This is a genomic window from Viridibacillus sp. FSL R5-0888, from assembly GCF_038009105.1.
In the GTDB taxonomy this organism is placed as follows: Bacteria; Bacillota; Bacilli; order Bacillales_A; family Planococcaceae; genus Viridibacillus; species Viridibacillus arenosi.
This window is the reverse complement of record NZ_JBBPAU010000001.1, coordinates 279,254-299,252: the sequence shown is the minus strand read 5'-3', so window position 1 is coordinate 299,252 and position 19,999 is coordinate 279,254. Positions and strand designations below refer to the sequence as shown.

General features: G+C 36.6%; 22 protein-coding genes. 5 read left to right on the top strand and 17 right to left on the bottom strand.

Going from position 1 to position 19,999, the window contains the following annotated elements; all coding sequences use genetic code 11:
* Positions 1-5 precede the first annotated feature (5 nt).
* The 9 genes from MKY02_RS01535 to MKY02_RS01495 all read right to left on the bottom strand — a co-directional run bounded on the left by MKY02_RS01535 (position 6) and on the right by MKY02_RS01495 (position 7,243).
* Positions 6-803: an MIP/aquaporin family protein gene (locus MKY02_RS01535; RefSeq protein ID WP_038186126.1), complete on the bottom strand. Its 798-nt coding sequence runs from the start codon at positions 801-803 to the stop codon at positions 6-8.
* Positions 804-1,016: 213 nt separating this feature from the next.
* Positions 1,017-1,898: a twin-arginine translocase subunit TatC gene (gene tatC, locus MKY02_RS01530; protein ID WP_038186129.1), complete on the bottom strand. Its 882-nt coding sequence runs from the start codon at positions 1,896-1,898 to the stop codon at positions 1,017-1,019.
* 15 nt (positions 1,899-1,913) lie between these two features.
* Complete coding sequence (tatA, locus tag MKY02_RS01525) at positions 1,914-2,108, bottom strand: twin-arginine translocase TatA/TatE family subunit (RefSeq protein ID WP_038186132.1); 195 nt, start codon at positions 2,106-2,108, stop codon at positions 1,914-1,916.
* A gap of 17 nt (positions 2,109-2,125) precedes the next feature.
* Complete coding sequence (locus MKY02_RS01520) at positions 2,126-3,838, bottom strand: GMC family oxidoreductase (RefSeq protein WP_038186135.1); 1,713 nt, start codon at positions 3,836-3,838, stop codon at positions 2,126-2,128.
* Between the two features lie 27 nt (positions 3,839-3,865).
* Positions 3,866-4,603: a gluconate 2-dehydrogenase subunit 3 family protein gene (locus MKY02_RS01515; protein WP_038186139.1), complete on the bottom strand. Its 738-nt coding sequence runs from the start codon at positions 4,601-4,603 to the stop codon at positions 3,866-3,868.
* 134 nt (positions 4,604-4,737) lie between these two features.
* Positions 4,738-5,277 (bottom strand): adenylate kinase, encoded by a 540-nt coding sequence (locus tag MKY02_RS01510; protein WP_038186142.1) that lies wholly within the window; start codon positions 5,275-5,277, stop codon positions 4,738-4,740.
* A gap of 22 nt (positions 5,278-5,299) precedes the next feature.
* Complete coding sequence (locus MKY02_RS01505) at positions 5,300-5,641, bottom strand: DUF6054 family protein (RefSeq protein ID WP_038186157.1); 342 nt, start codon at positions 5,639-5,641, stop codon at positions 5,300-5,302.
* Between the two features lie 87 nt (positions 5,642-5,728).
* The gene (locus MKY02_RS01500) at positions 5,729-5,884 is read right to left on the bottom strand and encodes a hypothetical protein (protein ID WP_445329618.1); all 156 of its coding nucleotides are present in this window, start codon (positions 5,882-5,884) and stop codon (positions 5,729-5,731) included.
* 141 nt (positions 5,885-6,025) lie between these two features.
* Positions 6,026-7,243: an MFS transporter gene (locus MKY02_RS01495; RefSeq protein WP_038186167.1), complete on the bottom strand. Its 1,218-nt coding sequence runs from the start codon at positions 7,241-7,243 to the stop codon at positions 6,026-6,028.
* A gap of 211 nt (positions 7,244-7,454) precedes the next feature.
* Between MKY02_RS01495 and thrC the strand changes: the two genes are divergently transcribed.
* The 4 genes from thrC to MKY02_RS01475 all read left to right on the top strand — a co-directional run bounded on the left by thrC (position 7,455) and on the right by MKY02_RS01475 (position 10,674).
* The gene (gene thrC, locus MKY02_RS01490) at positions 7,455-8,507 is read left to right on the top strand and encodes a threonine synthase (protein ID WP_038186169.1); all 1,053 of its coding nucleotides are present in this window, start codon (positions 7,455-7,457) and stop codon (positions 8,505-8,507) included.
* The gene (gene thrB / locus MKY02_RS01485; RefSeq protein ID WP_038186171.1) at positions 8,504-9,403 is read left to right on the top strand and encodes a homoserine kinase; all 900 of its coding nucleotides are present in this window, start codon (positions 8,504-8,506) and stop codon (positions 9,401-9,403) included. Before thrC ends, thrB begins: the two co-directional genes overlap by 4 nt.
* Positions 9,404-9,555: 152 nt before the next feature.
* Positions 9,556-9,969, top strand: coding sequence for an Rrf2 family transcriptional regulator (locus tag MKY02_RS01480; RefSeq protein ID WP_038186173.1), 414 nt, complete (start codon positions 9,556-9,558; stop codon positions 9,967-9,969).
* 69 nt (positions 9,970-10,038) lie between these two features.
* Positions 10,039-10,674, top strand: coding sequence for an NAD(P)-dependent oxidoreductase (locus MKY02_RS01475; RefSeq protein ID WP_038186176.1), 636 nt, complete (start codon positions 10,039-10,041; stop codon positions 10,672-10,674).
* 45 nt (positions 10,675-10,719) lie between these two features.
* Here MKY02_RS01475 and zupT read toward each other — a convergent pair whose 3' ends face one another.
* A complete protein-coding gene (gene zupT, locus MKY02_RS01470; RefSeq protein ID WP_038186596.1) occupies positions 10,720-11,529 on the bottom strand; it encodes a zinc transporter ZupT in 810 nt (269 codons plus the stop codon).
* 267 nt (positions 11,530-11,796) lie between these two features.
* On the opposite strand from zupT, the gene MKY02_RS01465 reads away from it, so the two are divergent.
* On the top strand, positions 11,797-12,990 hold the full coding sequence (locus MKY02_RS01465; protein WP_038186179.1) for an MFS transporter: 1,194 nt from the start codon (positions 11,797-11,799) through the stop codon (positions 12,988-12,990).
* A 223-nt stretch (positions 12,991-13,213) separates the two neighbouring features.
* On the opposite strand, the gene MKY02_RS01460 is transcribed toward MKY02_RS01465, so the two are convergent.
* The 7 genes from MKY02_RS01460 to MKY02_RS01430 all read right to left on the bottom strand — a co-directional run bounded on the left by MKY02_RS01460 (position 13,214) and on the right by MKY02_RS01430 (position 19,812).
* Entirely contained in the window at positions 13,214-13,843 is a 630-nt protein-coding gene (locus MKY02_RS01460) for a phosphatase PAP2 family protein (protein WP_038186189.1), read from the bottom strand.
* Positions 13,844-13,992: 149 nt separating this feature from the next.
* Positions 13,993-14,301 (bottom strand): antibiotic biosynthesis monooxygenase family protein, encoded by a 309-nt coding sequence (locus MKY02_RS01455; RefSeq protein ID WP_340710510.1) that lies wholly within the window; start codon positions 14,299-14,301, stop codon positions 13,993-13,995.
* A 1-nt stretch (position 14,302) separates the two neighbouring features.
* The gene (locus MKY02_RS01450) at positions 14,303-15,280 is read right to left on the bottom strand and encodes a siderophore ABC transporter substrate-binding protein (RefSeq protein ID WP_038186195.1); all 978 of its coding nucleotides are present in this window, start codon (positions 15,278-15,280) and stop codon (positions 14,303-14,305) included.
* Positions 15,281-15,299: 19 nt separating this feature from the next.
* Positions 15,300-16,061 (bottom strand): iron ABC transporter ATP-binding protein, encoded by a 762-nt coding sequence (locus MKY02_RS01445; RefSeq protein ID WP_038186197.1) that lies wholly within the window; start codon positions 16,059-16,061, stop codon positions 15,300-15,302.
* Positions 16,058-17,008, bottom strand: a complete 951-nt coding sequence (locus MKY02_RS01440; protein WP_038186201.1) for an iron chelate uptake ABC transporter family permease subunit — start codon at positions 17,006-17,008, stop codon at positions 16,058-16,060. The genes MKY02_RS01445 and MKY02_RS01440 overlap by 4 nt, the downstream gene beginning before the upstream one ends.
* Positions 17,001-17,951 carry an ABC transporter permease gene (locus tag MKY02_RS01435; RefSeq protein ID WP_038186205.1) on the bottom strand — a complete coding sequence of 317 codons (951 nt, stop codon included), beginning with the start codon at positions 17,949-17,951 and terminating at the stop codon, positions 17,001-17,003. The genes MKY02_RS01440 and MKY02_RS01435 overlap by 8 nt, the downstream gene beginning before the upstream one ends.
* A gap of 373 nt (positions 17,952-18,324) precedes the next feature.
* Entirely contained in the window at positions 18,325-19,812 is a 1,488-nt protein-coding gene (locus tag MKY02_RS01430; protein WP_038186208.1) for a peptide MFS transporter, read from the bottom strand.
* Positions 19,813-19,999 lie beyond the last annotated feature (187 nt).

Genomic DNA, 19,999 nt, shown 5'->3' with positions numbered 1-19,999 from the left:
TTATTCTATCTTACAACTTTATTCACTGTAGATTGTGCTCCTACGAAAATTGCTAGCACGATTACTCCAACTATCCAAAATGCGATACTATTTTCTCCTTCAAAAACTTGCTTATAAAATAATGCTCCAAACAATCCACCAATAATCGGACCGACTACTGGTACCCATGAATAACTCCAGTTGGAATCTCTTTTCCCTGGAATCGGTAGGAAGAAATGTGCTATACGAGGCCCTAAATCACGTGCTGGATTAATAGCATACCCTGTTGGGCCACCAAGTGCCATACCAATTACGATAATTAAAGCACCTACTATTAAAGGATTTAAGCCATCTGTAATATTATTTGTGCCTATAGCTAAAATACCAAGAACTAAGATAAATGTTCCAATCATTTCCGTTGTTAAATTTGATAACGGATGATTATATGCTGGTGCTGTACAAAATACACTTAGTTTAGCATCGGGATCTTCAGTTGGTTTCCAATGCGCCAAATAAGTTAGGTATACTAAAATAGCTCCAATAATTGCTCCAATCATTTGCGCAAGTATGAACATTGGAACATCTGCCCACTCGAACTTTCCGATCGTGGCTAATGCAATTGTCAATGCAGGATTTAAATGTGCACCACTTATCCCTCCAACTGCAAATGCTCCCATAGCTACTGCAAGACCCCAGGCAACAGTAATAACAATCCAACCACCATCTTTTCCTTTAGAACCTTTCAAAGAAACAGCCGCAACAACGCCGCCTCCGAACAATATCAAAATCATTGTCCCTACTATCTCGGCCATAAAAGTTGACATACCGTACTCCTCCTTCTTCATAACGATATAATGAAAGCGTAAACAATAAAATATATTCTCATAGAATTCAAGTTATGCTTATTCAATTATAATAATAATATGTTTCAAGGTTTGCTATGTAAAAAAATATGCTTAAAGAGTAATACATTAATTTGCAAATAAAAAGACCCCTCAAATAACTCAGTTATCTGAAAGGTCATCTAGTTGTGCTATTTACTCACTAATTGCATTCTTCAGCATTTGTTTACGCTCTATTTTTTTCACTAAGAAAATACTGATTTCGTAAAGCAAAATCATCGGTATTAAAACTAATAAATGACTAACAAAATCAGGTGGCGTTGTCATTGATGCAAAAACCGCCATAAATACATATGCCCATTTTCGAATCGCCTTCATTATATCTGCCGTAAGTAAACCAATTGAAGATAAAAATAGAGCTACAATCGGCAACTCAAATAAAATGCCGACGGGTACAGTTGTCATTATTAAGAAATGAATATACTCACTTGCCGATATCATAACATCAAAATTCGTCTGACCGATACTGATTAGAAATTTATAGCTAAGTGGGTTAACTACAAAAAAGCCAAAAGAAATACCAAGTAAAAATAGTAACAACATGACTGGAGAATACATCCCAAGAAAACGACTTTCAATTTCCTTTAATCCTGGTTTTATAAAACTCCATAAAAAATGCATTAAAAAAGGTAAGGCTAACCCAAGAGCCATAGTACTAGAGATTGACATATAAAACTTCACAACCTCTAATGGCCCTAAAATAACAAGTGAATTTCCTTTCGTAATAAAAGGAAACCACCAGTTAACTGATGCAAATACAACAAAAAAGAAAAAGAGAAAAACCACTAAACCTTTAATCAGCTGCTTACGTAAATCTGCTAAATGATCAAATAATGATTCAACCACATCTTTGACTGCCCATTCAGTAGCCGATGAATCTGTAGAGAGTACTGTTGAAACTACAACAGTTTCTTGTCCTTTGTCTGCTAATGCCTTTTTTATTGTTATCTCTGTCTCATAAGGTTCTTTGTCTAAAGGGCTTAATATTTTTTTACTGTTATTTTCATAAGGATCCATAGGCTAAATATTTACCTAAATTTCTTTTTTCTTTTCAGGTGGTGTTTCATCGTCGTCATCCATTAATCCCTTTGTAGACTTCTTGAATTCTGCAAAAGTTTTCCCTACTGCCGATCCGATTTCCGGCAATTTTTTTGGACCAAAGACAATAAGAACAATAACTAAAATAATGATTAAACCTGGTATTCCGATTGCAGATGGACTAAACATATTGCCTTCCTCCTTTATTAAACGAGCGAGCCGCCCTTTTTACTGTATTTGATAATACCCTCAGCACATCGATAAGCTAAAGCACCAACTGTTCCAGTAGGATTGTAACCACTATTATTCGAGAAGTTTCCAGCACCTACAACGAACAAATTATCTGCATCCCAATGTTGTAAGTAGTTGTTCACAACACCCTCTTCTGGCGTTAAGCTCATAACAGTTCCACCGGTATTATGTGTAGATTGATAAGGGACAATATTATATTGGTCAATTTCTGAATTGACTACAACTGTTTTTGCGCCCATCTCTTTTAAAATATCTCCACATTTTTTCGAAATATGTTTGTGTAATGCTCTGTCTTGATCTGTAAAGTTATAAGTCATCTGTAACAATGGGACACCATAGGAATCCTTATAAACATTATCTAACGATAAATAGTTCTCTTTGTGAGGTATTGATGCACCTTGACCACCAACCCCTAATGAGCGCGTATAATTTTCAATAGATTGCTTTTTAAACTCCGCTCCCCAAGTTGGCGTATCAGGTAAAATAGGATTTGTACCAATAGGTCTCGTGCCCGTTTGCGTTAATGCGACATTAGCACCATGAATAAATTTTAAATCTGAGTGATCAAAATTATCACCATTCAAATCATCAAAACACATACCTAAAGCACCTGCACCCATAAAAGTATTATATTGTTCATCAAAAAAGCCTGAAGCGCCAGGTAAAATTTGGTAGCAATAATTCCGACCTAGTGTTCCTTTTCCTGTTGTCGGGTCATACATTTCACCGATATTCGATACCATAAGTAATTTTGCATTATTCATGACATAACTTGTTAGTACTACAACATCTGCTGGCTGAATAAACTCTTCACCTGAAATTGTATCTAAATACTTTACTCCCGATACTTTATTTCCCTTTTTTACTACTTCTACAACATTTGCATGGAATCGTGGCTCAAAATTACCTGTTTTAGTTGCTGTTGGTACAACAGTAATTTCTGGTGATGTTTTCGCACCGTATTCACAGCCAAAACGTTCACAGAAACCACAATATTGACAGGCATTTATTTGTTCACCATCGGGATTTTTATATGGTTCCGACAGATTGGCAGACGGCATCATATATGGGCTATAACCTAATTTCCCGCTCGCCTTTTCAAACTTTTTTAAAAGGGGTGTTGTTTTCATCGCAGGTGTAGGATATGGATTTGATCGCTTACCGCCATGCTTGTTTTTTCCATCGCCTGATATACCCGTTGTTTTCTCAAATGTATCGAAATAAGGCTCAAGCTCTTCGTAAGTTAAACCCCAGTCTTGAATTAAATATTCGGCACCTAACTTATTCTTGCCATATTTTTTTTCAGTCATTGTTTTTATTTGAAAATCATAGGGTAAAAAGCGGAATGTTTGTCCATTCCAGTGTGTTCCTGATCCCCCTAATCCTTCACCTAACAAGAAAGAACCTAATTGGCGCATTGGTAATGCCTTCATTTTCCGATTATTACGGAATGTTATCGTTTCACGCGACAAATCTTGCATTAAATCATAACGTATAGCATAACGATACTCATCGTGAATTTGCTGGTAATCCGATGTACCTCGTTTCTGTCCGCGTTCAAGCCCTACTACTTTTAACCCTGCCTTTGCACACTCTGCAGCAATAATTCCTCCGGACCAACCAACCCCTACCGTTACTACATCTACTTTTGGTAAAGTCTTAACCATTATTATTCACCTCCATACTAGATAATCCTAAAGAGACTTAGGTTCATATTTTTTAAATTCATCTTTTTCAATCTCACCGATATATGCCATTTGATGCCCTGGGAAACCTTTCATTTTCCAACCTTCCATATTACGATTGCCTCCGTACATTGGATCAGCATAAGCGCCGTTTAGTGTTGCTGAGCGAAGAAGTGCGAAAAAAAATCCTGATGTCGTCCCTGACATCTTCACCTCATCTTTTTGGAAAGCTGTTAGTATTTCATCCATTTGTTTTTCGGTAATATCTGAAAAGCCCTTCTTAAAACGTTTCTTACTCTCATTCTCTAGAGCCATAACTCCTTGAGTGAAGATTTCAGCACGAGTAAGACGACTTTGATATCCTTGTGTAGGCGCCCCTTCAGCAAATGGTCCTTGCATGTACTCTTTAGAATTACTACCATAATTCCCTGCTAACTGGCGATCAATGAAGTACGGTACACCTAAATCAATAGCACCTGCCCCTAGATTATCTTTTGGAAAGATACGTTCAGTGGCATTTGATAAGACTTGAAAATCGGTCTGACTCATAAAGAACATTCGAGCCGGAACGCCAGTATGCTCATCATGCCCCGTTGTATTATTGGCATTTTTAGATGGCTTAGATTTTTTATTGGTGTTGTAGCCGATCAAACCGCCAATTATCCCACCACCGACTAATGTGCCTGTAGCAATACCCGTGGTTTTCAAAAAATCACGTCTCGATAAGTTTTTCCCCTCTTCACTCATATAGACAATCCTCCTTAACAAAAGTCGTGATAGCGACTATTTACCTTATAAAGTGAACTGATTATTCCGAAATTACAAGTCGTAAATAAATTAATGATTCCGGTGTTTGCACTCATAAAAATAAAAAAGCAGCCTCATTTGAGACTACTTTGCCCTATTTTACAATTTCTCAACCATTTTTTTAGCTGGGAAGGAGAAGAAAATATAATACTGTTTACATTAGTTTGGATCATAGTATTCATAACCCCTGGTCTAGCATCAACAGGGAACCGCCAAATCCATCGTAAAAACTCTGCATCAACCTTTTCAGGGCACCCCTCCCCCATATCAGGCCTTGTCCTCCCGCGATATTGCATAGTACGCTTTAATACTCGATAAGTGCAAAGCTTATTAGAAAAATCGAGAAAAATAATAAGATCCGCATATTTGGCTCGCATTTCTAGTGTAGAATCGAAATTCCCATCAATAATCCAAGCAGGCTTTTCAAGTTCTAAATGAAGTCTTTCTATAAAGTCTTCTTTATTAGATTTCTGCCAACCAGTTTTCCAATAAATAGCATCTAAATGAACGAGAGGCAATTCCCACAATTCACTTAATGTTCGTGACAATGTTGATTTCCCTGCCCCACTAGATCCAATAATCAAAACCCTTTGATGTTTCGCTGGGTATTTCATCTAACATCCCCCTAGCTTTTTACTATTTAATAATGAACTCTTCTAATGCCTTCACTACGCTATTAACAAAGGTATTACCCACTCCCCAATCAAAACGGAAAAAGGCACCTTCTCCACCACCAGAAGCGATTGCATGAATTTTCGTTTTACCCTCTAAATTGTCAACTGTTACTGTTAAGCTTGCACGATTACTAGTACGCATATAATACTTTTCAAGTATACAAACTATTACTTGTTGATCCCCTACAATACGTTCATATTGATCAATAAGCTTTCCAGAAAAACTGCCCTCCACAATATTTGTTTTAATACGTTTTAATACATCCTGTGGTTCAATTGATACGTAAAATTCTGTTCCATCCATAGCTCTCACTCCCTCTATGTATAACTCTAATACGTTAGGAATCTACTATTAGTTTCAAATTGAAAGAAAATTCACTTAACAAGAAGTTTAATCTTTGGCCTGAATTACTTGAACATTTGTATCATCGAACTGACTCACAACACGCTTATCTAATTTTGAATCCGTAATAATGTAATCAATTTGCTCAAGTGGAGCTATTCCACTCATGACATCTTTTTCAAATTTCGTACTATCCGCAGCGATATAAACTTCTTTTGAAATCTCTATAATTTTCTTTCTTGTTATTGCCTACAAAATAAAACGATCTTCTCTCAATAATTATTGAGAGAAGATCGTTATTAGTATCATAAAGGCCTATAAAAGGATATTCCCTCTTATATATTCCTACTCTAATTCTGTTTGTTTTGTCTCTGTACCTAGTGCAATAATTGCAACTACACCTACTATTATCGAGATACAGAAGATACCGAAGATCAAATTCAATTCATATCCTTTTGCTACAAGTGAACCTACAAGTAACGGTCCAAATATTCCGCCTAATCGTCCAACAGAGGCAGCCATACCAGCACCTGTACCACGAATAATTGTTGGATACTGCTCAGGCGTATAAGCATACAAAGCACCCCAAGCTCCTAGATTAAAGAATGATAAGAACATTCCAGCTACAAGTAAAAGACCAATTGTTTCCGCATTACCAAAAACAAGTGCACTGACAGCAGTTCCTAGCAAATAGGTAGCTAAAACAAATTTTCTGCCTGCTCTTTCAATTAGCCAAGCTGCTGTAAAATAACCTGGTAATTGTGCTAGCGTCATTATCAGCACATATTTAAAACTTGCTATTAAACTAAAACCCTTCATAACCATAACACTAGGCAACCACAAAAACATGCCATAATAAGAAAAAACAACTGTAAACCAAACAATCCAAAGCATTAATGTACGACGAGCATATTCTTTCGACCAAACATCTTTAATATTTTGACCGATATTACGTACAACATCTTTTTTGGCTGTAAACTGAGGCGAATCAGGTAAGTGTAACCGCAAGTATATCGCATAAACTGCTGGAAGAGCCGTTAATAATAAAGCAATTCGCCAGCCGTAGTTTGGTATAACAAAATATGAAATAAGTGCTGCTAATAACCAACCCCCAGCCCAGAAACTTTCTAACAAAACTACAACACGTCCACGTTCATGTGATGCAACACTTTCAGAAACAAGAGTTGAAGCTACCGGCAATTCACCACCAAGACCCATTCCAATGAAAAATCTCAAAATCATAAATGCTGCTAGAGTCGTCGTCAACGCAGATAAACCACTAGCAATAGAGAAAATTACAAGTGTCCATATAAATACAGATTTACGGCCAATACGATCGGCTAATATACCGAATACAAAGGCACCAACCGCCATTCCGATTGAGTTAACACTACCAATCCAACCCATTTCACTTGGTGATAGCATCCATTCTTTTGCTAAAGCTGCTATTACAAAAGATAAAATACCAACATCTAATGCATCAAACATCCATCCAACCCCCGCAATACCTAAAAGCTTATTACGAGATATCACCTTAGTACCTGCCTGTTGATTCGTTGTCATTATTGTTCCTCCATATGTCTTTACACTTGAATACACATTTGACTACCCTAACTATACACATCTTTATATTTTGTGACAAGATGCAAAAGAAATTCAATTGTTCCGAAAATTTAGCAATTACCTATTGAAACATATACCCAAAATGAGTTAAAATGTCTCTTATAGAAAAACAAATGTTTTTTCAGGATGAACACAAAGGAGAATGTTATCTATGTGGAAAGGTCTTATCGATCACTATAAAGAATATCTACCTGTCTCAGAAAATACACCTGCTCTTACTTTACATGAGGGTAATACACCACTCATTCATTTAAATACATTATCAAAAGAACTAGAAATCGATCTTTATGTTAAATATGAGGGTTTAAACCCAACAGGTTCATTCAAGGACCGTGGCATGGTAATGGCTGTAGCAAAAGCTGTTGAGGCTGGAAGTAAATTTGTTATTTGTGCTTCAACAGGCAATACATCAGCTGCAGCTGCTGCATATGCAGCACGCGCTGGCATCCAAGCTATTATCGTTATTCCAAAAGGTAAAGTAGCTGCTGGTAAACTAGCACAAGCTTACATGTATGGTGCAAAAATCATCGAAATTGATGGTAACTTTGATGAAGCACTTCAAATTGTTCGTGACATTAGTGAAAACACTTCAGTAACATTAGTAAATTCAGTTAATCCATACAGATTAGAAGGTCAAAAAACAGCTGCTTTTGAAATTTGCGACGATCTTGGCAGTGCACCAGATATACTTGCAATTCCTGTTGGAAACGCAGGTAACATTAGCGCTTATTGGAAAGGCTTTAAAGAATACAATGCCACCAAGCAAACAGGTCTACCAAAAATGTTTGGGTTCGAAGCAGAAGGTGCTGCAGCAATCGTCCGTGGAGAAGTAATACCACACCCAGAAACTGTTGCTACTGCTATTCGTATAGGGAATCCAGCAAGTTGGAAACTAGCCGAAGCTGCTCGTGATGAATCTGGAGGTAAAATCGCTGCAGTTACAGATGAAGAAATTTTAAATGCATACCGGCTAATCGCTTCTAAAGAAGGCGTCTTTGCAGAGCCAGGATCAGCCGCTTCTATTGCTGGTGTACTTCAATCCGTAGAAAACGGTTCAATTCCTAAAGGTAGTCGTGTGGTTGCTGTATTAACAGGAAACGGATTAAAAGACCCTGATACAGCCGTAAAGGCTTCTACTGTCGATATGGTTTCTTTAGCAAATGACGAAGCGGAAATCCGTACTTACATCGAGGGATTGCTATGACAACAAATTGGTCCATATCTGTTCCAGGAAGCACCGCTAATCTTGGACCAGGATTCGACTCTATTGGACTAGCATTAGGCCTCTATTTAACATTAGACGTAACTCTACAAGATCATTGGGAGTTTGAGCATCGCTCAGAACACCTTCCTGTAAATGTTAAAGTTGAAGACCATCTCGTCTATAAAGTTGCGAAAGAAACAGCCGAACGGTACAAAGCTACACTTCCTTCTTGTAAAGTTGTGATGCACAGTGAGCTACCACTTGCTCGTGGACTCGGAAGTAGCGCGTCTGCTATTGTGGCGGGTATTGAACTCACAAATCAAGTATGTGATTTACAACTTTCTATCGAAGAACGTTGTAAACTTGCTTCTAAAATGGAAGGGCATCCTGACAATGCAGCCGCATCTGTACATGGTGGTCTAACGATTGCTTCAACATTGCCAAACGGTCAATTAGAATTGATTAATGCACGAGATGTTGACGCTGCATTTGCTGTTTTCATTCCAAATGTTGAATTAAAAACAGAGGAAGCACGTAAAATATTACCGTCAAACTATGACAAAGCATACGCTGTTCATGCAAGCGCCAATGCCAATATGTTAACTGCTTCATTACTTATAAAAGATTATGAACGTGCAGGCAAATTCATGGAGCATGATTTATTTCATGAACCATTCCGCGCAAATTTAATCCCTAATTATCATGAAATTCGTCAAACAGCACAGGATGCAGGTGCCTTTGGTACAGCTATTAGCGGTGCCGGTCCAACTGTCATCTCGTTAATCTCAAAAGATCGCGTAGATGCTTTCGTTGCAAAAATGAAGCCCCTCTTCCCTTCTTATGATATTAAAGCCGTTCCAGTCGATATAAAGGGTGTTCAAGTTACAAAAGAATAATAGGAATGGAAAATGCCAAGAGCATATGTCTCTTGGCTCTTTTTCTTTGCAATAATCACCGATGTGTTATAGTTATGATCTTTCCTAAATCAAATGAATTGACATTACCCTCCCCTGTAACTATAATGATTACATGTTAGGCGGTGACCGATATGGTGAACAGTCGTGTTTCTGTTGCTATACACATTCTTTCTTTAATCGCTACAACAAATGATTCTAACCAACTTACATCTGAATGGATTGCTAGCAGTGTAAACACTAATCCCGTCGTTATACGTCGGATTAGTAGCCAGTTAAAAAAGGCAAACTTAATAGTCTCCAATGCAGGAGTTGCTGGATATCAATTAGTCAAAGAACCGAAAGACATTACGCTACTAGACATATATAGAGCCGTACAGGCACCAGAGGAGTTATTTGCAATACACGATAACCCTAACCCAGAATGTGCTGTCGGAAAAAAAATTCAATCCACTTTAGATAACGTATTTCAATCTGTTCAGCGAGCAATGGAAGATAAATTGACAGAAGAAACGCTACAAGATGTATTAGATCAACTCTTTCACTAAGAGGCGATCTTTTTTTACAAACAACTTGTAACCATATTAGTTACAACAAATTCTAAGGAGGCAATCATTATGAAAATTGGTATTATTGGTGCAACAGGTAAAGCAGGTAACTTTATTTTAAAAGAAGCAGTATCACGTGGGCACGAGGTAACTGCAATCGTTCGCAGTGCTGCAAAAATAGTGGCTGAAAATGTTGCTGTTATAGAGAAAGATATCTTTTCATTAACAACAGAAGATGTACAAAAGTTTGACGTTATCGTTAATGCATTCGGGGCTCCAGCAGGTGAAGAACATTTACACGTAGAAGCTGGACGCAAGCTTATCGACATTCTACAAGATGCAGCGAGTACAAAACTATTTGTAGTTGGTGGAGCAGGTAGCCTTTTTGTTGATCCAGAAAAAACAGTGACAGTGATGTCTACACCAGATTTCCCTGCAATTTACTTACCAACAGCTGAAAACCAAGGCAAAAACTTAGAGGACTTGAAAGCATCATCTATCACTTGGACATTCTTAAGTCCATCTGCTTTCTTCGATCCAGAAGGTCCACGCACTGGTCAATATATCGCAGGAATAGACCATCTATTAGTCAATACTAAAGGTGCAAGCTACGTTAGCTATGCTGACTATGCTATCGCTGTATTAGACGAACTAGAAAACCCAAAACATGTGAATGAAAGATTCACTGTAGCATCTGAAAACTAAATAACATACTAAAAAACAGGCCCCATGATAATGGGACCTGTTTTTTTAAACTAATAATACTAAACTAATAGCCATTACAGCCATACCGGCAATAACACCATATATCGATGTATGAGCCTCGTCATATTTCTTTGCAGCTGGCAATAATTCATCTAACGAAATAAATACCATAATACCAGCAACACCAGCAAAAAGCACTCCGAACACAATATCATTTAAAAATGGCATTAAAATCAAATATGCTACAAATGCTCCAACTGGCTCAGCTAAACCGGATAAAAATGAAAGCTTAAATGCTTTTTTACGATCTCCTGTCGCAAAGAAAATCGGGACAGAGACAGCAATTCCCTCTGGAATATTATGAATAGCAACCGCAATTGCAATCGCAATACCGAGATTTGGATCTTGCAATGCAGATGCAAATGTCGCAATTCCCTCTGGAAAGTTATGAATACCAATTGCAAGCGCGGTGAATATACCCATCTTCATTAACTTGGCATATTCATCATTTGATGGTCCCGTCTGCATATCTTCAACCTTTTTTACTTCATGAGGATTTTCGTGTTTTGGGATCATTTTATCAATGAGTGCTATTAACAGCATTCCAGCAAAAAAACCAATTACCGTGAATGTGTATCCTTGCTTCTCCCCTAACTCACCAACGAGCGAATCTTTAGCTTTCACAAATATCTCAATAAGTGAAACATAAATCATGACACCTGCAGAAAAACCCAAAGAAAACGATAGGAACTTCGTATTTGTCCTCGAAGTGAAAAATGCTATTAAACTACCTACTCCTGTTGCTAAACCAGCGAAGAGCGTTAACGCTAAAGCAAAAACGACATTTCCATCCATATACTCAACTACTTTCTCTATTAAAATGTTAATTTCATTGTATGCAAAAAGTTTCCTCAACGCAACTTTCTTTAAGTAATAAAAATAAAATGAGCCAAAGAAAATTTCAGATAACGGTAACATTTTTATACGTGCACAATTTAATGAATCACACTTTTGAGTTCAATCAATGAATCCAATCCTTTGTTATTGTGATTTGTAAATCCTTATAATAGTTATTACATGATACAAATTTTTTATCATATCACTATTTTGGAGTGACCTCTTATGGACTATATAAAACGCGGTACCGTTAACTTCCGAAACGCGAATTTAGCTTTATTCGCAGGAGCCTTTAGTACATTTGCAAATTTATACATGACACAACCATTACTCCCAACTTTCACAGAAGTGTTCCACATTTCGCCTACAGTAGCGAGTTTGTCATTATCTGTAACGACTTTAACATTAGCGTTCAGCATGCTAATCATTGGCTCATTATCAGAGGCTTGGGGCAGAAAGAAAATTATGGCATTCTCTATGTTTGCAGGTGCTATTTTAACTTTATTTATTGCTTTAGCACCTAATTATTCAATTTTACTTACATTAAGAATTGTACAAGGCATTGTATTTGCTGGGTTGCCCGCCATTGCTATGGCTTATTTAGGAGAAGAAGTCGAACCTAAAAGTTTAGGTATTGCAATGGGATTATATATTAGTGGTAATACAATTGGTGGATTGGGTGGGCGAATCATCGTTGGGACGATGACCGATTTATTCAGTTGGCGGATTGGGATGATTGCAATTGGGGTGATTAGTTTTATTGTGAGTTTCGCCTTCTACTTTTTGCTTCCTTCTTCTAAACACTTTGAAGCGAAGAAACTTAATGTAAAAGGACTGTTACATTCAATGATCCTTCATTTGAAAGATCCTGCTTTACTAAGTTTATTCGGACTAGGCTTTTTGTTAATGGGGAGCTTTGTCACGCTTTATAATTATATCGGCTTTCAATTGGTAGCACCTCCATTTTCTTTAAGCCAAACAATTGTCGGTTGGATATTCATCATCTACCTTGTAGGTACATTTAGCTCTACATGGTTTGGCAGCCTTTCTGATCGTTTCGGAAAATATAAAATGTTAGTCATTGCAATAGTCATTATGTTTATTGGTGGTATTATCACATTAGAAAACCACTTACTTTTAAAGATAGCTGGTATCGCTATTTTCACATTCGGATTCTTTGGTGGACATTCTATCGCTAGTAGTTGGGTTGGTCGACGTGCTACACATGATAAAGCACAGGCATCCTCACTGTACTTATTCTTTTACTATGTAGGTTCAAGTGTTGGCGGAACGGTAGGGGGAATATTCTGGACAGTATATGGCTGGCATGGGGTAATTGGTATGATTATAAGTTTTCTACTTGCCTCTTTCATATTAGCTTTTTACTTGCGTAAAACTCTGCATGAGCAAGCTCTATAGGGGATATGTGGTTAGGTAACTAACAAAACTAACTTCATTTGAATGATTATTCTATTGTTAGTATGTGTGGATACTATCCTATTAGATTAATAGATCCAACCTTAAAAAGGGTCTTTCATCTATTTTTTAACCGATTTCGAAATAAAACAACCAGTTGTCGATACCTACTCGACGACTGGTTGTTTTACTTCGATTAATTTCAAATAACGTAATACTAAGTATTTTATTGTTCTTCTATTTTTTCCTGTGCTAACTCTTTAAATACTCGTTTTCTTCGTTCATACCATATTACAGCAAGGATAAACCATGTGTAACCCATCGACCAGCCCGCTAACACGTCTGAAGCGAAGTGACGGCTTTCAGCAATACGGGACAAACCAATAAGTACCGTCATCATAACGGCTCCTACCCAAGTGAATATCTTTATCTTTTTAGAATATTGATATTCATTTGCTATATAGGCTAATGTAAATAAATATAAAATCCCAGTCATGGAATGTCCTGATGGAAAACTAAAACTTTTTAGCTGCTCAGGTATGTCAGGACGTGGTCTCTGCACCCACACTTTCAATAACTGATTAAGCACATTACCAGCTGCTATTGTTACAAGGGCAAAAAACATTCCTCGGTAATTGTGATCCCTTATCCATAACACTAATAATAATATAATGGCAATGACCACAACGAAAGCTGGTTCACCAAAATAATGGAAAAGACCTAAAAAATTATTACCCTTCAACAAACCTGATGCCCACTGATCTAAATTGAATACCCAATTACTTTTTATATTTAAAAAGAGAACGATATAAACGATTGTGGTAACTATCGCAAGTGGATAAAACAACTTTTTCATACTAATACCTCCTCACGCTTGCGATTAACATTAATTCTACTATAGCTCTTTTCTACTCGATGTAATAGCAAAATGAACGAAAACAATAAAAAAATGCTCTAGCATCAAGCTAGAGCATTTTCAGTAATAATAAGCTAGGGGAGCATACTTTATTTTGTTGCTTTTACTTCATAGACGTTTTGGCTTGATTCGATTATATACTCTGGTTTAGGCTTGCCGATCTTCGCTTTATGACCAGCGATGTGCTCCGGACTCTTCTCCCAATTTTTCCAATCCTCTTCACTTTGCCATTGAACAAGAATCATTACTTCCTCGTCTCCACGTCTAACTTTCTTCACAAGTACTTTCATATCAATGAAACCAGGTTGCTTCGCTAATGGTGTATCGCCACTAAAACGTTCCACAACTTGTCTAGAAAAGCCTTCCTGTACAATTATTCGTTTCGCTTGATAAAACATATTATAGTGCCTTTTCTACTTCATCAACCATTAATGATACTGATTGTAATCCGCCACCTGATAGGTACCAAACTTCTGGGTTTAAGTAGAACATTTTGCCGTCTTTATAAGCATTTGTTTTCTTCACTAAAGCATTTTCGATTGAGTCTTTAGCAGATGCACCTTCAGTTACTACTGCATCGCGGTCAACTACAAAGATAATATCCGGATTTTTTTCAAGAATGTATTCAAACGATACGTTTTGTCCGTGAGTTGAAGCTTCAATACCTTCATCAGCTGCTTTAAAACCAAATACATCATGAATTACACCAAAACGAGATGCTGGACCGTAAGCACTGATTTTACCTTCTGAACCTAGAATGATTAATGCTTTTTTATCTAAAGCAGATGCTTTTTCGTTAATTGTAGCAATTTTATCATCAACTTTTGTTAGTTCTTCTTTTACTTGATCTTCTTTATCGAAGATTTTACCAGCTAATTCTGTGTTAGCTTTGAATGATTCCATGTATTTTGTAGTGTCTAATCCTACATATACAGTTGGAGCGATTTCTTTTAGTTGTTCATAAAGACTAGCTTGACGACCAGAGATGAAGATAACATCTGGTTTTAATGCTGCAATCGCTTCAAAATCAGGCTCTTTTAAAGAACCAACGTTTTTATAATCAGCGCTTTTATATTTTTCAAGATACTTTGGAACTGAGTCTTGTGGTAATGCAGCAACTTTAACACCTAAAGTGTCAAGAGTATCTAAGAATCCCATATCAAATACAACAACTTTTTCAGCGTTTTTCTTAACTTTCACTTCATCTTTAACGTTATCAGAAGTTCCGTCATCTTTTGAAATACCGAAGTCATTTGTAATCGTAATTTCTTCTGCTTTTGAACCTGAAGTTTCTTCTTTTTTATCGTCTTTAGAGCCACAAGCTGCTAATACTAAAAGCATTGCAAAAACTATCGTAAGTAATTTCCAGTTTTTCATTGGGTAAAGTCTCCTTTTGTTATGAATTAAAATAGACACAAATACGGCAACTATTCATTTCTTGAATAGGTATATCCATATCGTAAATTTCTTTTAATGACTCTGAGTTGATAATGTCATTGGTTGGACCGTCTTTTACAATACGGCCATCTTTTAAAGCAACAATTCGATCTGAGTAAACAGAAGCAAAGTTAATATCATGCAAAACAATAACTACTGTTTTCCCTAAATCATCCACAAGTTTTCTTAGGATTTTCATAATCTGCACGGAGTGCTTCATATCTAAGTTGTTAAGTGGTTCATCAAGTAATATATATTCGGTATCTTGTGCGATAACCATTGCGATAAAAGCACGTTGGCGTTGGCCACCAGATAATTCGTCCAAAAAATCATATTGGATTTCTTCTAAATTCATATACTCTATCGCTTGGTCGATCATTTTTACATCTTCCTCGTTTAAGCGACCTCGAGAATATGGGAAACGACCAAAAGATACAAGCTCACGAATCGTCAAACGCACATTCATATAGTTTGATTGTTTTAAAATTGATACCCGTTTAGCAAAATCATTTGATTTTAATTTCTTTACATCTGAGCTGTCTAGTAATACATCTCCAGTGTCTGCATCAAGTAAACGACTTACCATCGACAGAAGTGTAGATTTACCTGCACCATTTGGTCCGATAAATGACGTGATTTTGCCCCGTTGAATATCGACACTTACCTTATCAACTACAACTTTCTTGCCGAAAAGTTTAGATATTTCTTTCACTTGGATCATGCAGATCGACTCTCCCTTAATAATAGATAGATGAAGTAGATACCACCGACAAAGTTGACGATAACACTTAATGTTGTTGAGAATGTGAACACACGCTCAACGATCCATTGCCCACCAATTAGCGCCACTAAACTCATTAGACCGGCACCAGTGATTAACACTGTATGCTTGTACGTTTTAAAGAATTGATAAGACAGGTTTGCAACGATTAAACCGAAGAAAGTTATCGGTCCAACTAGCGCCGTAGATGACGCAATTAAAATCGCTGAAATAACGAGCATGCGTTTGACGACTTTATCATAAGGAACACCTAAGTTGATGGCATTGTCTCTCCCTAGGGATAATACATCCAAGTCGCGAACCATTCGCCACCCGTATATCATCGTCACTAGTACGATAATTAATGCAAACCAAACTAAGTCTCCACTTACGTTATTGAAGCTGGCAAACATTTTATCCTGCACGCGCATAAATTCGTTCGGATCAATTAATACTTGCATGAATGTCGTGATGCTACCTAACAAAGTCCCAAGAATAATACCTACAAGAAGTAGGAAATAAATTGGTTGTTTTCCTGTACGGAAAAGAAATTTGTATAGTAGAAGTGCGAATCCAATCATGACGACTAATGAAATAACGAAGTTTACTTTTGTATTAAGAACTACTATATGCCCGGAACCTAAGAAGAAGATAATCACTGTTTGCAATAGCAGATAAAGTGAATCTAGTCCCATAATACTTGGCGTTAAAATACGGTTATGCGTAATTGTTTGGAAAACAACTGTTGAATACGCAATTGCAATACCCGTTATGGCCATTGCTAGCACTTTAATACCTCGGCGAGGCAATGCATAGTCATAACTTCCATTTAAACCTTGAAATAAATATAATCCACAGAATACTGCAGCAAATGCTGCTAATAGGATCATTTTTGTACTGTTACGCATACGCCTTCCCCCTAAATAACAAGTATAGGAAGACGCCACTACCAATTACCCCAACCATTAAGCTAATTGAAATCTCATATGGATAAATCAATATCCTGCCTAGAATATCGCAGGCTAATAAGAAAATTGCACCTAATAATGCGGTATGCGGAAGTGTTTTTTGTAAATGATCTCCCTTGAAGATCGATACAATGTTCGGAATGATTAAACCAAGGAAAGGTATCATCCCAACCGTTAGCACAACGGTTGTTGTAACGAGTGCCACGAGGATTAAACCAAAGTTAACGATTCTTTTATAAGCAAGGCCAAGATTTTTCGAGAAATCTTCACCCATACCTGCAACCGTAAATCGGTTCGCATATAAATAAGCGATGATTAAAATAGGTACACTTATGTATAGAAGTTCATAACGACCCTTCATAATCATAGAGAAATCACCTTGTAACCACGAAGATATATTTTGAATGACATCCGCTTTATAAGCGAAAAACGTCGTGATAGACGATAAAATATTACCGAACATTAAACCAACAAGTGGAATAAAAATGGCATCCTTGAATTTAATACGATTTAAAATTTGCATAAATAAAAGCGTGCCGGCTAGCGCAAATACAAATGAAACCGCCATTTTTTCAATCAAAGATGCATTCGCAAACAGTAACATCGATACTAGTATGCCTAGCTTAGTGGCATCTAATGTACCTGCAGTTGTTGGCGAAACAAATTTATTTCTACTTAAACTTTGCATGATCAAACCTGCTATACTCATTCCCATACCAGCTAAAATGATGGCTACTAGTCTAGGTAAACGACTAATTAAGAAAATTTGAGTTTCTTCAGATTCAAAATCTAGCAAATCTGTCGGAGAGATTCGGCTCACTCCCACAAAAAGCGATATTAATGATAACAAGATAAGTGCTATAAAAAGGTATCGTTTCTTCATTGTAATCCCCGATGTATTCATTTTATGAGTAAATGATCTTCTTATTGAAAATGATTATCATTGACTCACAATTTCCATTATAACATGACGACTTTTTCCGTCAACCCTAAATGAAAATGATTATCACACTACAATGACAGTTTTGTGAATTCAGAATGTTGCTTATTACCCTAAAACACCGGTATAGAGCGATTTCAAAGTAAAACGCTTACAAAACATCTCATTCTATTAGACTCTATTTCTTCTTATCTATTCGGACTAATTTCGTTGTAAATACATAATACCCTAGGATTTTATGCATTAGTTTCTTATTTTTCTTATAAATAAAAAAGCACTGAGATTTGGATGATCTCAGCGCTTTTAAAATTGTTTATTAACGAATACCTTGCATCGCTTTCGAAATCATTGGTGAAATTATTAACATCACGATACCAAGAAGTACAGAAACTGTACCTATTGTACCGAAGTATGCAACTTCACTAATCTTATCGAATATTTTTACTAACTGTGCATTCACCGCTTGGGCTGCTGCGCTCGTTAGGAACCATAAACTCATGGTTTGTGCACTAAATGCCTTAGGTGCTAATTTCGTTGTAACAGATAGCCCTACTGGCGATATTAATAATTCTCCTATTACTACTAGGAAGAAGCTCAGTACTAGCCACCAAGGACTTACTAAAGCTGTACCTCCAGAAAGAAACGCGGGAATTACCATGACTATGAATGAGAATCCAGAGAAAAATAATGCTAATGAAAATTTAACTGGTGTAGAGGGTTGGCGCGTCCCCAGTTTCATCCAAATCCAAGCGAATAAAGGTGCCATTGTAATAATAAACAAAGGATTTAATGACTGGAACCAAGAAGATTCCAATTTAATTGGACCAAGGTTTAAATCAGTACGTGAGTCAGCATACGTTCCTAGAATATTTGACCCTTGCTCTTGGATCGCCCAAAACATTACAGCAGCAATGAACATTGGTATATAAGCCAATACACGAGATTTTTCTTCAGCGTTAGTTTTTGGACTTCTATACATCACCACAAAGAATGCAGTAGGAATTAAAATTCCCAAAATAGAGATGAATAATATAACATTGTTAATCGTTAATTGATCGTTTATATACGCAATCACTGCAAGTACTGCAATAATTGCAACGCCAATAATTGTTTTTATTGCTAATTTTGAGAATTCATCTTTTGTTAATGGATTATTAATTTGTTTACCTGCTAAACCTAGATATTTCTTAGCTGTAATTACATACATTACTAACCCAACAAACATTCCTATTGCAGCAACACCAAAACCTAAATGGAAGCTGTACTTTTGTCCAATTGTTCCGACTATTAATGGAGCAATGAATGAACCTAAGTTAATACCCATATAAAAAATACTGAATCCAGCATCTCTACGGTTATCGGTTTCAGCATAGATGTCACCAACAATGCTTGAAACGTTTGGTTTTAATAAACCTGTACCCATTACAATGAATACCATTGAAATTAGTAGCATTGTCAATCCACCTGGGAATGCCAAACAAATATGACCTAGCATTATTAAGACACCACCGTAAAACACAGTTCTTCTGGTACCTAATACACGGTCAGCAATCCAACCACCAATAATCCCTGACATATATACAAGTGAGCCGTATATAGCGAAAATTGAGTTGGCTGTCGTTCGATCTAAACCTAGACCACCATCATTTAAACTATAGTACATAAAGTAAAGTAAAATGGCTCGCATGCCATAGTATGAAAAACGTTCCCAGAATTCAGTAAAGAATAAGGTTAATAATCCTTTAGGATGACCAACAAAACCTTTTTGGGGTACCGACTTAACGATATCTTCTTTCGTTATCATTTAATTTCCCTCTTTCCAATAAGTAAATAGGCTATCTATTTTCAGAAAAAACAGTAAGTCTATTATAAATAGACAGTTGTACGCATGTCAAAGAATAGAAGTTTGCAAAATATTGATTATTTTAACATTTTTTTGAATTGTTAAACAATTGAAAGTTGGATAAGTTATTACATTTATCTAACTTTTT